Annotated in this window: 11 protein-coding genes, 6 tRNA genes and 1 pseudogene; 7 read left to right on the forward strand and 11 right to left on the reverse strand. The window is 63.1% G+C overall.

Translation table 11 applies throughout. The features are described 5' to 3' along the window. Positions 1–147 precede the first annotated feature (147 nt). From KF785_09340 to KF785_09365, 6 genes are all read left to right on the forward strand, one after another. Positions 148–220, forward strand: a tRNA-Ala gene (locus KF785_09340). Positions 221–308: 88 nt separating this feature from the next. Continuing rightward, a tRNA-Gly gene (locus KF785_09345) sits at positions 309–381 on the forward strand. Positions 382–480: 99 nt separating this feature from the next. Continuing rightward, a tRNA-Met gene (locus KF785_09350) sits at positions 481–554 on the forward strand. Between the two features lie 126 nt (positions 555–680). Then, positions 681–754 (forward strand) — tRNA-Val (locus KF785_09355). A 52-nt stretch (positions 755–806) separates the two neighbouring features. After that, positions 807–880: transfer RNA gene (locus tag KF785_09360), tRNA-Arg, on the forward strand. A 43-nt stretch (positions 881–923) separates the two neighbouring features. Next, positions 924–997: transfer RNA gene (locus tag KF785_09365), tRNA-Pro, on the forward strand. A 183-nt stretch (positions 998–1,180) separates the two neighbouring features. Here the strand turns inward: KF785_09365 and KF785_09370 are convergent. From KF785_09370 to KF785_09385, 4 genes and pseudogenes are all read right to left on the reverse strand, one after another. Beyond that, positions 1,181–2,350 (reverse strand): annotated as a pseudogene (locus KF785_09370) (tyrosine-type recombinase/integrase). A gap of 3 nt (positions 2,351–2,353) precedes the next feature. Continuing rightward, the gene (locus KF785_09375) at positions 2,354–2,734 is read right to left on the reverse strand and encodes a helix-turn-helix domain-containing protein (GenBank protein ID MBX3146967.1); all 381 of its coding nucleotides are present in this window, start codon (positions 2,732–2,734) and stop codon (positions 2,354–2,356) included. Between the two features lie 2 nt (positions 2,735–2,736). Further along, positions 2,737–3,015 carry a hypothetical protein gene (locus KF785_09380; protein ID MBX3146968.1) on the reverse strand — a complete coding sequence of 93 codons (279 nt, stop codon included), beginning with the start codon at positions 3,013–3,015 and terminating at the stop codon, positions 2,737–2,739. A gap of 59 nt (positions 3,016–3,074) precedes the next feature. Beyond that, a complete protein-coding gene (locus tag KF785_09385; protein ID MBX3146969.1) occupies positions 3,075–3,443 on the reverse strand; it encodes a hypothetical protein in 369 nt (122 codons plus the stop codon). A gap of 223 nt (positions 3,444–3,666) precedes the next feature. Between KF785_09385 and KF785_09390 the strand changes: the two genes are divergently transcribed. Next, positions 3,667–3,837, forward strand: a complete 171-nt coding sequence (locus KF785_09390; GenBank protein ID MBX3146970.1) for a helix-turn-helix transcriptional regulator — start codon at positions 3,667–3,669, stop codon at positions 3,835–3,837. A gap of 353 nt (positions 3,838–4,190) precedes the next feature. Here the strand turns inward: KF785_09390 and KF785_09395 are convergent, their stop codons facing one another. The 7 genes from KF785_09395 to KF785_09425 all read right to left on the reverse strand — a co-directional run bounded on the left by KF785_09395 (position 4,191) and on the right by KF785_09425 (position 13,657). Next, the gene (locus tag KF785_09395; GenBank protein ID MBX3146971.1) at positions 4,191–4,604 is read right to left on the reverse strand and encodes a hypothetical protein; all 414 of its coding nucleotides are present in this window, start codon (positions 4,602–4,604) and stop codon (positions 4,191–4,193) included. Further along, positions 4,601–5,050: a hypothetical protein gene (locus KF785_09400; GenBank protein ID MBX3146972.1), complete on the reverse strand. Its 450-nt coding sequence runs from the start codon at positions 5,048–5,050 to the stop codon at positions 4,601–4,603. The genes KF785_09395 and KF785_09400 overlap by 4 nt, the downstream gene beginning before the upstream one ends. A 29-nt stretch (positions 5,051–5,079) precedes the next feature. Continuing rightward, positions 5,080–5,733, reverse strand: coding sequence for a helix-turn-helix domain-containing protein (locus KF785_09405; protein ID MBX3146973.1), 654 nt, complete (start codon positions 5,731–5,733; stop codon positions 5,080–5,082). A 40-nt stretch (positions 5,734–5,773) separates the two neighbouring features. Beyond that, entirely contained in the window at positions 5,774–5,986 is a 213-nt protein-coding gene (locus KF785_09410) for a helix-turn-helix domain-containing protein (protein MBX3146974.1), read from the reverse strand. 285 nt (positions 5,987–6,271) lie between these two features. Then, complete coding sequence (locus KF785_09415; protein ID MBX3146975.1) at positions 6,272–10,375, reverse strand: hypothetical protein; 4,104 nt, start codon at positions 10,373–10,375, stop codon at positions 6,272–6,274. Positions 10,376–10,826: 451 nt separating this feature from the next. Then, positions 10,827–11,846, reverse strand: coding sequence for a hypothetical protein (locus KF785_09420; protein MBX3146976.1), 1,020 nt, complete (start codon positions 11,844–11,846; stop codon positions 10,827–10,829). Beyond that, positions 11,843–13,657 (reverse strand): hypothetical protein, encoded by a 1,815-nt coding sequence (locus KF785_09425; GenBank protein MBX3146977.1) that lies wholly within the window; start codon positions 13,655–13,657, stop codon positions 11,843–11,845. Before KF785_09425 ends, KF785_09420 begins: the two co-directional genes overlap by 4 nt. Positions 13,658–13,695: the final 38 nt, after the last annotated feature.

A 13,695-nucleotide genomic window follows, 5' to 3' on the forward strand; every position in this document is an offset into this window, starting at 1 on the left:
CAGCATGGCAATTATGGGGGTGCGTCCAGACCATGTGCGATCGGTGATCTACGAGGGAAACGGCATGAGTTTCGCTTGACATGTCTCCGCCGGACATGCTAGCTTGCTTTGCTCCAACATAAGCGCGGCGCGAGCGGGTACAAGACCGGGGACGTAGCTCAGTTGGGAGAGCGCGTGAATGGCATTCACGAGGTCAGGGGTTCGATCCCCCTCGTCTCCATTGACCGGGTCGGAAGCCCGTTCGGGCGGTAGTTGAACCGGTTGCTAATGGAAGCACCCGATGGTACGTTGGGTGCCCGCTGGACCGCGCGGGAATAGCTCAGTTGGTAGAGCACAACCTTGCCAAGGTTGGGGTCGCGGGTTCGAGTCCCGTTTCCCGCTCTGGGGTCGATGAATCGGACTGTTGGTTCACGACAAGCAGTGACACCCTGGGGGTGTCGAAACAGATAGCCGACGGGTGGTTGGGTCGGCAGTGAACGACGCGGGGTGGAGCAGTCTGGTAGCTCGCCGGGCTCATAACCCGGAGGTCGTGGGTTCAAATCCCACCCCCGCCATGGCAGTAGGATGACGGACAGTCGGACAGTCGGACGGCTGCACCTGTGACCCGGTGGTTCACGGCGCTGTCGAACCGTCAGACCGCTGTCCGTCTCGCGTGAGGGCAGGTCGTCTGCGCGAGGTAGGGGCGGTTAGCTCAGTTGGTTAGAGCGCTACGTTGACATCGTAGAGGTCACAAGTTCGAATCTTGTACCGCCCACTGAAATCATAGAGGGCCCGCCGGCTGAATCGGCTCGTCCCGCAGGTAGTGAGGGCCCGTAGCTCAATTGGATAGAGCGTCTGACTACGGATCAGAAGGTTGGGGGTTCGAGTCCCTCCGGGCCCGTGCGGTGCAGGTGCAGTGAATTCGGGATGCAGGTGAGTCAGAACGGGGCGTAGCGCAGCCTGGTAGCGCGCTTGCTTCGGGAGCAAGAGGTCCCGGGTTCAAATCCCGGCGCCCCGACTGATCATAAAGTGAAGCCTCATCGAACGTTACACTCGGTGGGGCTTCACCTTTTTCGATCGGTTCCTGCCCGGCAGTGTCGTTCCCAGTGACAAACGAGGTCCAGCCCAGCCGGTCTTTGAGCGCATCGAGGTGCTGATCGATGCGGAACTCCACAACATCCGAGCGATGACGTACCGTGCCCAAGTGCGAATAGACTTTCTCGACCATCTCTGTTGAGCCGTGGCCCATTTCACGGCTCACGGTGTAGACGCTGACCGGCGCCCCGCGGTCAAGCGTCTGGAGTCGCGCCGCACAGTAAGCATGACGGAACATCCGGGCGTTAATCTCTCGCGGCTTCCAGCCCGCCCGCACCGCAACCCGATCCACCATTGGGCGAATCTCACGGAGCGGCTGCTCGCGGCCGGCCACGAACGACGGAAAAAGCAGCGACCCGCCCCGCAGCATGCGCGGACCGAACAAGTAGACACGCAGAATCGCCTCGAGCTGCGGCCACAAGGGCACGACCCGCCACGACGCCTCCGTCTTGAGCCGATCGCGCCAACGGTTGGCCCGGAAGGTGACGGTTTGACGATCGAGGCTCACGTCGTCCAACTCCAGCCCCAGCACTTCACCACGTCGGCCGCCGGTCAGCGCCAGAGTCGCGAGGAGCGGCCAGACAAAGCCTGCATCGAAGCCGGCCGCGAATGGGGTGGTCGGGGTGGGTACCGTCCGGGCACTCTCGAGCAACAACGCCACGTCGTGTGCTTCGAGCCAGGCAGCTGTGCGCTGCGGCTTAGGTGGCTTGTCCGAGAACGACGCGACGGGATTGAAGCCGGGTGGAACGTGCTCAGCTTCTTGCGCCAACCGATAGAGGTTCGACAGCGTAAACAAGTGGCGCCTAACGCTATCGGCCGAGAAGGGCTTGCCGCGCACCGAGTCAGCATTGTGCAGCAAGTGCGAGGACCAGGCGCGCACATCCGACACCCGGATCGCATCGAGCGGTCGATCAGCCCCAAGAAATGCCACCGCGCGCTCGAGGAATTTCTGACACGCCTTGAGCCAGTCGACCGTCACGTTACCAGTCTGCTTTTTAGCGATCAGATAGTCGCGCGCGAACTCCGCCAGCGTGATGACATCGGCCTTGCCCGTAAGCGCTCGGCGTTTACGAGCTGCCTCGAGCTCTTCAAGCCGGCGGAGCGCCAGACGGAGCGCCAGATCCGGATCCGAGGTCGCAAACCGCTCGCCAAGCGGGATCAGCGGCTCACGCGTTCCTCCCACGTCGGAATAGTCGCGGAAGTCTCCATAGGCCCGTCGCGCCCCGCCCTGGCGGCGCCAATACACGCGAGACTGGCGCTTCCGCGGTGTCATCATGTCCTAACCTACCCTCCGCCAGTCGCCCAGATCCACCACCTTTGCCCGTCGAACCGGCGGGCCGGCCGGCGCAGGGCTTGGCGGTTGTGTTGGCATCTGGCGTTCACGTTCGGCCGCCTCGAAGGCCACCAGACTCGCGCGTGGCACCCGCCATTCCCTACCTTGCAGCCGGTACGCGCCCGGCATCCGGCCCTGCTCCAGCCACCACCGCACCGTTGACGGCGACCGCTGGTAGCGTGTCGCCAGATCCGCCACAGTGAGATCGACCGGCCCAATATCCGCCGCATCACCCAATAGCGCTGCCAGCCACGCCCGCGGCACCGTAAGGACGGTGCCATCGGGCGAGGCCTCGACGAGCGCACGGACGTGCTCGCGGGCATCCATCGTTAGGCAGCGCTGGCCAGCATGGGACGGGGAATCACCTTCTCCACCTCGCTGAGGTGATCAACGAGTTCTTCCGCCATGTCCGCGACAGTCGCCCAAAGATTGGCATCGCGTTCGTCCTGACGGAGCACGTCCCGACTACTCCGATGTCCCCCGCCGTCGCGCCGCGTCGACGCAAGCTCAGCAGCGGTCTCGGCCAAGGCTTTGACACGATATGCACGTTCGAGCGCCTGATCGAAGTGATTCACGGGCTTTTCTGCGTGGGACGATGTTGTACCCATACCGTTCTCCTTTGGGGTCAAGCGTCGACAGGCTCTCCTCGGGATTAAGGAGCTGCCCGTCAGACCGTATCCCTTCCTCGGTTGCCATCCAGTCCGTGACTCAAAGATTCCATCAGCCCGCTCACCAGCATCGTACTCGCCTGTAAGTCGCGCGTGTCCACTACCGTCCCGTCGGCCTCAGCGTTCTCGACCAGCGCGCACAAGGTATCGATCCCTATCTCGAGCGCGGCTGCGCGCCGCCGAACTTGGGAAAGCAACGACGTCACTGGCATGGCGGGCTCTGCACCGGGCCGAGAGAAGCAGGCTTGCGACTGATACGCCAACGTCAAGCCAAGGGCCGCATCCTCGGGCATACCTGCCGCCTGCAACGCGGCGTGATAGGTTGCCGTGGCTGCTGCGAGTTCTTTGATCCGGTCGAAATCCGACACAGAACCTCCCGCTGGTGAGGAAGGCCGCCCCCTCAGACTCAGAAAGCAGAGCCTTCGGGCTGGGTTTGCAGCGCCTTACCGGTATTCCATTTAGAGCCGGTTGCGACGAAACATCATGGCTCAATATTGCCACTTCTGGCAAGATTGTCAAGTCACTTGTGGCAAGCCATATTGGGCCATGCCAACCATGTTCCGTCTCGCTGAGCTCCTCGAATCGCGGAAGATGACTCAAGCCGAATTGGTCCGCCGCTCTGGTGTCAGTCAGCGGACGGTGTCCCGCCTGGTTGCTAACGAAACCCGACAAGTTCACCTCGACACCCTGGATGCCATAGCGACTACACTTGGCGTCGCCCCGGGCGAACTGATCGCCCACAATCGACCTCGGCAGCGGTAGCCTTTTCCGAGCTCCTCCGCTCCATCTCCCGTAACCCCTCAGCTTGTGCGCCCAGTCCTGACCGGTCACCGCCGAATCGTCGCCCGCCGAATGTGGGGGCAGAATGTTCCAACGCGTGAAATCGCCTGGTGGCTCAACGTGAGCGTCCGCGTGATTCAGAAATGGGCCATGCGATGGAACTGGCCGCGGCGGCGAAAAGCACCCGAGCCCGCCCGCCGCAGCGAAGCGTTCACCCGGGCTGTGATGGTCACGCGCCGGTGCCATCGGTGCTTGACGCCGAGATCGATCCTTCTCGACGACACCAACACCGATTGCCCACAATGTGGTGCGCCGTTTTTGCGCTGAGGCGCCGGTTATTCTCGAGTCAGTTCGGGCATCGGCGGCAGCGACTTCTCCGGCCAATCCGGTGGTAGCTGCTTCGGCTTCCCCCGCGGATGCCCTTTTGCGCTCACTTCTAGAAAGACCTCCAGGAAAGTCCGGCCCCTGTACGCCCGTTTGACGAAACGGCTCAGTGTGTCGATCGAGCAGTCGAACCATGCCGCGATTCCCCGTTCCGTGTAGTGAAGTTTGCACAGGCGTTCGAACTCTTCGCGGTCGATGTCCGCACTCGGGCGACCCTTCTTGACCACGGGCGCGGCGGCCTTCGCGTCCGCGAACACCCGGTTGAAGAACGCCCGCCCGCCGTCCGGCATCGACGCGAGCACCGCACGGAACCGCGTGAGCTCGCTGCGGTCCGGCGGGCCTAGCCGCGGCTGGCGTATCGTCATAGGAAGGTCGCAAACCAGGCGTCGGCTCTATCAGCATTGCCCTGCACGGCGCCGACCATGGCCTTGAGCTCCATCTGTAACGGAGACCACGCGTCCCGTGCGTCCTGCAGAGCTGCGGCCGATCGAAGGGCGCCTTCATTCAGCGTCCGGAGACTCACCCGGTATCGCTGCGCTGCCTCACGGATCTTGACCTGCTGCCGTTCCGGCGTAAGGTCCTCGCCCTTGATGCCACGAATAGTCTCGAGCGCATCGACGCAGCGCGCTGCTGTGTCGACGTACGCCTGCTTTAGATGGGAAACTGTGGCGTCATCAACGTGACTCGGCGAAAACGACCATTGGCTTGAAACGGATGGCAATGCCGAGTCACCTAGCGATAGGACGTGCCCTTCGAGCTGGCGAAGGAGCTGAGCGTTCTGAGAGCTTGCTTCCGGGTGATAGGTGGTCACGTTTGAAATCTCCTAAGATGATCGGTGCGCTAGCCAGCGCCCTGGAGGTGGCGCTTCATTGCAAGCCATTCAAGTGGCGGTTCGGTGGTTGCGGCCGCCTCCGCTTGCGCGATTGTTTCCAACTCGGAATCGGGCCTACCGTCCCGCCTCGCGTTGTCGGGTGCTAATCCGCTCCCGCTTGCTGGGGAAGATCGCCTATAGGTTGAAGCGGGAATAGCATTTACAATGCTGGTGGTAAGCGGGACCCCACCCCCCTGCCCCCCCTCCCCGCGGGCGGAGCTCGCGCTGTGATCCCGCTCGATCGGGCGGGACGTGTCCCGCTCGGTGAGCCGGGACGTATCCCGCTCGTCGGGGCGGGATGATTCGCGATATCCGCAGCTAATCAGGTGCGCATCGAGCCGAGCCGCGGCAGCGGATACCGCCGCGTCGGTGGGTCGGTCGCTGCCCGGTCGGAGGTCAGGCGGGACGGTTGCGTACCACGTTGACCGCATTCGCGACCCCTCACGAATCAGAAGGCCCGCCCGGACCAGAGCGGTGCGGCTCCTCTCCACCGTCTCCGGCGATAGCCCGACGCGTGACGCCAGCGTGGACGCCGTCGCAAAGCACCCCCGCCCAGTGTCGAGCTGTCGGTGCTCGTGCCAGATGCCCTTCGTCGGCCACGTCAGGACGAGTGAGCCGGTCACTACTCTGCTCCAGGCATACGGGACACTCGGAGGCATCCGGTCACGAAGTCGCGGCGGGCGCCGATGGCTCGACCCGCGTGGCGGGCTTCGGTGGCTCGGCCCGTGCCGCGATCATGGCATCGACCGATGCGGTAGAGATGCGCCAGCGGCCGTCGAGCATCTGCCCCGATAGCTTGCCACGCAGGACGAAGTCGCGCGTTCGCGCGTAGGAAAACCGAAGTCGCGCAGCAGCTTCTGTGATCGAAAGATCCAAGGATCACCCCCAGTGGAAAACGCGAAAAAGCGCCCTAACGAAACAGCACCCTCCCCGCCTTGGCAGGGAAAACGTGGTTCGTCAGGACGCTCAGCATCCCGGAACAAGCCGTACAAGGCCCGCTCGATGCGCATCGCGCTCCGCGCGATTCGCCTCTACGGGTCAAACTAATACTTTCAAAAAAAAGCAACAGTGGCGGGAATACTACTCGCATCCATGGCTCCGGCATACCAACCGAATACCGAAACTACCGACGCAGATACGATCGGGGCGGGTGGTGCGGAACTAAAGCGTTCGCCGCTCGCCCGTCGCGAGCATCGCATCGTCGACGGCCTGCTGGAGAGCGACATCAGGATCCGGCATGCTGATCCGCCCGGTGTTCCGGTCGATGCGGTGGAGCACGGCCAGCTGCTCGCGGGACACAGCCAGGTGCTGGTTGGCAATGCCGACCATCGACCCCATGAGGCCGGCAATCCGGTTGCTCGTCGCTTCGGTCGTAACGACGGAGGCACTGACCGAGGTCTGGCTCGCGCCGAAGGTTGGCGACGTGACGCTGAAGTTCGACGCCATGGCCTTGTCGAACTCCTCCTGCTGCCGTCGACGCCGCTCCTCGTCACGCTGGGCACGCTCTTGGCCATGAACCCGCCGAAGGTCGTCCAGCTGATCTGAGGATCGACCGGCCGCCATCGCGTCGCTGATCTGCTTCGCGTGCGTCGCCAGCAAGGCCAAGTCATCGGCGGCTTCATCGAAGCCGAGTGAGCGGAGATTCCGCTGCTGCAGACTCTCCAGCCAGTCCGCTTCTTCGCGGCGGCGCTTGATCTCCTCCTCCAGTGCATCGGCGGCCCGCTCGAGCGCGGCAGCCTGGTCGTCCAGGCTCTGGATATAGGCGAGCTGCGCCAGCTGGGCTTCGGTATACCCTTCGGCAATGGCGGCGCTGATCTGCCGTTCCTTCTCAAGGTCGCGGGCCAGGCGATCGGCACGCGCCTGCCGCTGCGCCGCGTCCTCGCTGCCGATGAGGCGGTCGATATCGGCCTCCGCCTGGGCCTGCATCTGCTCCAGGTTGCCCGTGATCCGTTCGGCAGCTTGCCGCGCTACGTCAGCATTCTCCTGGAACGCCTGCGTCAGCGCGGCAATCGCATCGGACGCCTCCCCCTCGACCAACCGGAGCCACGCCAGGAACTGCTCTTCGTTGATGATCCCGGAGGTGAACAGGTCGGTGAGCCGGGACTTCTCCTGCTCCCAGCCAAGATTGACCCCCGCGACATCGGCGCCCAGTCCGTTGCCCTGACGCCGCAGGCTGCGCACCGTGAAGTCACCGGACACATCGCGCTGCTGGCGCTCGGTCTCGAGGAGTTCGCGGGCCGCTTCGGCGGCCTGTTCGGCGGCAATCCGCTGCTCATTGAGCGCGTAGACGTGCTCGACCAGCGCCTTGCTGGCCTCGTCGAAGTACTCGCCCATCTCCTGGGCGAGATCGGCGACCCGGCGCTGATGATTGAGCCGACGCTCTTCGGCATCCGCTGCCTCATTCTGGCCGAACGCCCGGAGCCGCTCGACTTCCAAATCCTCCCGCATGAGGCCCTGCTGGACCGCGAACTGTTCCCGCATCGCGGCGGTATTGGCCTGCATCTGTTGCCGAAGATCGAGCGTGGCTTGGGCCGCTTGGCCCTCGGCGATCGCCATGTCCCGGAGCTTCCGGGGCATGTCGTTGTTCTTCGCCATCCGCTCGCCCCACTCCACGACGTTCTTAAGCCAGGCGTCGGACGCGGTCGCAAACTGATTGCCCGTATACGCGACGCCCTTCAGCCCCGCCGTCTCGGCCCGGTCGTTCAACCCCTGAGCCAGGGTGTCGAGCATGCCCAAGAACTGCTCTTCGAGATCCTTGAGCGACTGCCCCACGCCGGTCCTTGGTGACGCAATCGCGGCAAAGTCACTCATCGAGCGGTCCCAGTTCGCGACGAACTGCTCCCACTGGGCCTCCGCTGCCCGTGCGCGGGCCGCGGATGCACCGATCATGTCCACGATGCTGACGATCGTCTGGCCGACAGCGAGCGCGACGTTCACTTGCGCGGCCGCCACCTCGAGGCCGGACGCCATAGGGTTGCCCTTGGCGTCACGCTGCTTCGAGAGCGCAGTCGTCTCCTGCAGATTCCCCACCGCGCCCACCATGTTTGGCAGCGTCCGGAGGATCCCGCCGATCTCGCTGCCAAACAAGCGGGACGCTGCCGCGAGATCGAGCATGAAGTCCGCCGCTGACGCCAGGTTATCGGCCAACTGCCGGGCATGGTCGATCCGTTCAAGCTGGAGCGCCAACTCGCGAGCGGCATCGACGTCGCTCCGCCTGATCCCCGCCGCGTTGCTCGCTCCCCTGGCCGCCGCCTCCTGACGCTGCTCAGGCGTCTGGCCCAGCGGCTCCAGGATGAACCGGCGCCGGTTCGCTTCGTCGCGCTGACGCTGCCAGTCATTGACCTGCCGCTCCCCCTCAGACGCGATGCCGAACCCGATGGTAAACGGCGTGATCTTGCTCGCGGCGGCGGCAATGCCCTCGATGAGATCCTTCTGCCGACCCAAGATCACGGCGATCTCCAGCGCCTGCCGGTACCGGTCTTTCTCAGCAGCCGACAGCTTGTCGAGCGACCGGAGCTGCGACTCGAGGTCAGCGCGCCGGTCGGCATCCGCTGCGGCTTCCTGACGAATCCGATTCCCGGACAGGCCGGCTCGGGTTGCTTCGTTCTCTCGCTCCAGCTTCCCGATCTGCTCCACCTGCTGACGCCGCTCGTTCGCGGCCTGGGTGCCCTTATCGTCGGTTTCCTTCGTGATCGTGAGCGAGCGGACGCCCAGCGCCACCAGCGCCTGCGCGGTTTCCTGCTGCTTCTGTAGCTCTTGCGTGACCTTCCGCTGCGTCAGCAGATAGGCGAGCCCGGCGCCGTCCTCAAATGCCAATCCCTCCATCTGCGCCCGGAGGTCTTTGACCCGTTTGGACGAGGCGGTTAGATCCGCGGTCATCTTCTGGATGTCGGACGTGACCGCGGCCTTGAACGACTGCTGCAGCGAGCGGAACGCATCGACCCCGGCTTTCCGGATCTTGTCGAGTTCCTCACGGCTCTTGCGACTCTCCGCGTTCATCTGGTTGTACGCGAACCCCACGGCGGCAATGCCGCCGAGGATCCCAACCATCCACGGGTTGCCCATCACGAACATGCCGAGCCCGGCCGCGAGGCGACCGACCTGGCTCTGTGCCCCCACGGTCGACAGGGCAAACGTCGTGAGCGGCCCCCGGAGCCCGGCGACGGTGGGACCAAACTTCTGCCCGGCGTTCGTGGCTTGGTCGAAGGCACCGGCCATCGCCCCAATCTGCGTGCTGGTGGCCGCGATTTCATTGCCCACGCCCCGCATCTGCGGGTTGCTCCGGATGGCCGTGAGGTTCTTCGAGAGTTCAGCTTGGTAGGCCTGGGCCGACATCCGACCGGCCTCAGCGGCTTCCTGCGGCGTCAGGAGCCCAGCTTTGAGCGCCTGCTTGATCTGCGTTGCATCGGCCTGCATCTGGGCCACCAGCCCAGCCGCATGGGCACGCTGTGCCGTCCGCTGCTCGGCCAGGGCAGCTTTCGCGGCGGCGACTTCCCGGCGTCGGGCATCCGCCGCCACGGCCGCCTTGCCCTGTTCAGTCTGGCGGTAGGCTGCCGCTTCGGCTTGGATCCGCTGCCCGTACGCCTCATGCTGGGCATCGATCGCCGCGAGATCGGCCGCTCGGCGCCGCTGGGCGGCTTCCCGCGCATCGGCGAGCCGGGATTCCGCAGCCGCTTGATCCTCGGCGGCTCTCTGGGCTGCTTCGGCCTGGGCTTCCGCCGTGGCACCGGCCTCCGCCGCGGCGTCCTGCGATGCCACAAAGGCATTCGTCAGCTGCGTGACAGCGTTCGAGGCCTCGACGATCGACTGGCGGACATTGGGACTGACCTCGCGCACGCCGGGCGTATCGCCCACAGCCTTGAACGCCTCGGCCAGTTCGGTCGTGAACGCGGCGCCGATCTCGCGGGCGGCCATCTGCGCTTCGTCGGGGGTGAGCAGTCCGGCTTTCAGCGCATCCTTGAGGCCTTCACTCGCCCCCCGAACTGCATCCACGGCATTGGTCGCCACGGCGCGATAGGTCTGGGCGAGTTTCTCAACCTCCCGGACGCTGGCCGACGCGGCCTGGCGCGTGACCACTTCGGACGCCCGCATCGCCTGAGAGAGCGAGTGGACCCCTTTCTCCCCTCGTTTGGTGTTGGTATCGAGGCTGGCCCCGAGCCGTTCGGCCTGGTTCCCGAGCCGAAACATGACCTGATAGACGTCCTCGCCCCCCGCCTTGAAGGCGCGGGAATCGATCAGGAGTTCGAGACGTCCATCGTCGCTCATGCGACATTGATAAGTCGAACATGTGCGCAGGCTGCAGAGAATGGACTCAATTTCGACGGATTTGTATCGCGGCCCGAGCAGGGCTGGTTGCAGGTCCGCCTCGGGGATAGGCAACACGCGCCAGACGACGATCAGCGAACTCGAGAACAATTGGGCAAGCGAGTCGAGCTGGACGTAATCGAGTGCCTAGCCGCAGCCCTTGGGGTCGAGCCGGGCGACCTGATCCTGCGGGAACCGAAGAAGGGGAAGAAGGGTTAACGGGCCCTAAAGGCCGAGGCCGCACCAACCAAGCAATGCATGCCTGGCCAGCGCGGCTGCGGCTCATCCCAGCTACAAGCCTGCTTACGGACCTGACACTACAACCGAACTGATCCATGCGACTTCGGTGGAGCTCGCCTCCTTATGGTGTCGGAGGCTCCTCACCCGACTTTTCCGCGCCCGTAGAGGCAACCTAACAGGGCACCCCACCGTTGTCCGCCGACCGGATGATGTTCCCGCCATAGTGGAGGCGGAAGGTACCCGCGTTGATTGTCGTGATGAACGTTTCGTTGTATTCCACGCTGTCGTTGCGGCCTGGTAATGAGGCCGAGCCAGTCTCGGCGGTACTGGCAACGCTATACGTCGCCGGCACCGTGGCGTAGCTTACACTCTTAAGGCTGAATTTGTTGCCGCAGACGTAGGTTAGAGTAATACCCTCCAAGTCGATGTAGGACGTGAGATACGTCGCATTCGGCTTCAGTAAGAAATATGCGGCGTTCGTGACCGCTGTCCCGCCCGTGTATGCGGAATCCAGAGATGCTGTGAATCCCTCGGCCCGAAAGGGATCGGCGGCCAGGTGACCGAGGAGCGTATCACATAGATCTTCGTCCGTCATTACGCCATTGTTGCAGAGGCCGGCGGTGAAATCGGCCAGGCGCGCCATAAGACCCGAAGTCGTAGTCGCCCACGCAGGAGTTTTCTCAATGCCGATGGTCCATGTCTGAACGCTAAGGTCGGCGACGGGATCTGGATCCTGGTCTGCATCTGGGTCCCACAACGTCGTATCGCTCTCGTTCGAGGAGGCGATACTGTCTCCTTGAAACCACGCAACGGTTGGAAACGGTAGCCCAATGGCTCGATACGAGAGCCACGGCGTCGTATCACCAGGAGCGATGCCACCAAAATTCACCCAATGAGCTACTATCCGATCTCGGAACTTGCTCTTAGCACGCCAGGCACGCGCGGAACCTGGTAGGACAACGGTGATTGGGGCTGCATCTCCCGGTGCTTCAACCATGAATGACTCTAGCTTCTCGGCGCTCGTGCTCTTGTTGTGAACCATGTATGAGATCGTCATCGTGTCTTTCGAAAAGGCCACATTTCGAATGTAGATGTCGACACTCAGGTTCTTCCCAGGCGCCTCCTGGGCATTAGCCCTACCAGTAGCACCGCAGATGGATGCCCCAAGCACTAACCAGCGCATGTATGTCATTCGACTTCAGGCTTCCTGTAACGAAGGTGGAAATGGGGTGGGACGTCTGGCTTATTGCGTTCATCGTACACGGTGCCACCCAGCTCCTGCCAAAAATACTTAATCATCTTTCGAATCGTATCGTTCGTTATCCCAGGCGAGTGGTCTGTTCGGAGGTCAACGTCCCTTCCCATCATGTGTTCGACATGAGACCCAACCCAGACATTACTACCGACGTCAAACTTCCCTCCCCATCGGAGGCTTCCGTCGTTCCAATGAGGCTTGTACTCAGGGAACTGGGCATGAAGCGAATCTGACACCGAGTTTATTCGTGTAGCAACCGCCCCAATAACCCAATGGTTGCTGATATGGTGGCCAGGTCTTGTGCTTGCGATCTGGCCAATCAACGAGTCACTGGCCCGCTGTTCCAGCGATATCAGGAAGGGCACCCCAACGTACAGTGTGTCTCGTGCGGTATCGGCCGCAGCGCTAGCGGCGACAATAAGTATCGGAGAAGAAACCTGAGACGGTCGGTAGGTGACGACTGCCGTTCCGGTCGCACCCGTGTTCGGTGACGTATTGGACAGTGCACCTATTGGCTTGGCGGCGCCCGTGTTGTGTAGGTGCCCAAACGACGAGTCGATTGACGCACCTGCGCTATCAAACCCTAGGAGAGACAATGACACGCTCCTGTTCAGGAGGGTCACACCACCGGAATCAACCTTGACCGCGATTCGGATCGAATCCGGCCAGGGTTGACCGTCCCACAATGGCTTAGGCCCATGTTTGGATTCCGGAATGTTGCGAGGGAAGACAACGGCGTTGCCGTTGACTACGAGCGCAGCGGGAGGCAAGTACGACAGCACCACCCGAACGTTAACCAAGGTTGTAATCGTCACTGCATAGGCGACATAGTCGAGATTGGCTGGTGTTAGAACGATAGTCGATATCGACCCAGACAAGGTCTTGGTATCCGGGACGTTGACTCCCGGCACTCCGCTACCGCTAAAAAAGACACTATCGACCGGCGTACCGGTTGAGTCATAGGCAACCGCCTTGTTCCCCGCGTACGTAGGATCCTGAATGTTGATTTCGGCCCCAGTGATTGGCGTTGGGAACGAGAGCGTTATTGGATAGGACTGTCCCGTGCCGGAGCCGCTCTGGAAGGTTGGGGGTCCAAACGGCGCCCCAGCGAAGTAAGGCGTCGCCGTCCAGGCGCTAACCCCGCAGAAACCGGTCTCATCATCAATGTCGCAGACTTGCGACACGCTTGCTCCGGGGGCCCGCATCGGCCGCTGGCCGGACGGCGCCATCCAAGGCCTGACGGCGCGTACCACCCGGGCATTGCCGGTAACACCTTGGGTGAGCTTCAGTACAGCCTCGCTAGGGCCCCGAGTGCCGCGCTGCATCCAGTAGGAAACCGATGCTGAGGAGCTGCTCGTAAACGAGTGAACCAGAATGCTGCGTGGAAGCGCTGCTAGCGTGACTTCCTGCCTCTTGCCGTCCACATCGATGACAAGCACGGCGGTTCCTGCAACGGCGGCTAGGGCGATCGACGAAGTGCTAAGGATAACTGAGTCCCCCGAGCTGCCCTCGACCTCAAACCGCGCGAGGGGGATCAACGTACCGGCGGAATCCCGTTTCTCAACAGCCGACGCCAATACCCTCCCATCCTCAACCACCAGACACGCCGCCGAGCACTCCGCAATCAGAGTGGTGAGCTCGGGGGGCTGAGACGGATCGACCCGCGGCGGCGCGACCGTCTCTCCGCAGCCCACAAGCACCAGCGCCGTGCACACTATCGCCCAACGTATCCAGAGGGGTCGTTGCATCGCAGTCGCCTTCCGCTGTTTGTTCTGTCGGGACTAGG

Source organism: Gemmatimonadales bacterium, from assembly GCA_019637315.1.
Lineage (GTDB): Bacteria > Gemmatimonadota > Gemmatimonadetes > Gemmatimonadales > GWC2-71-9 > SHZU01.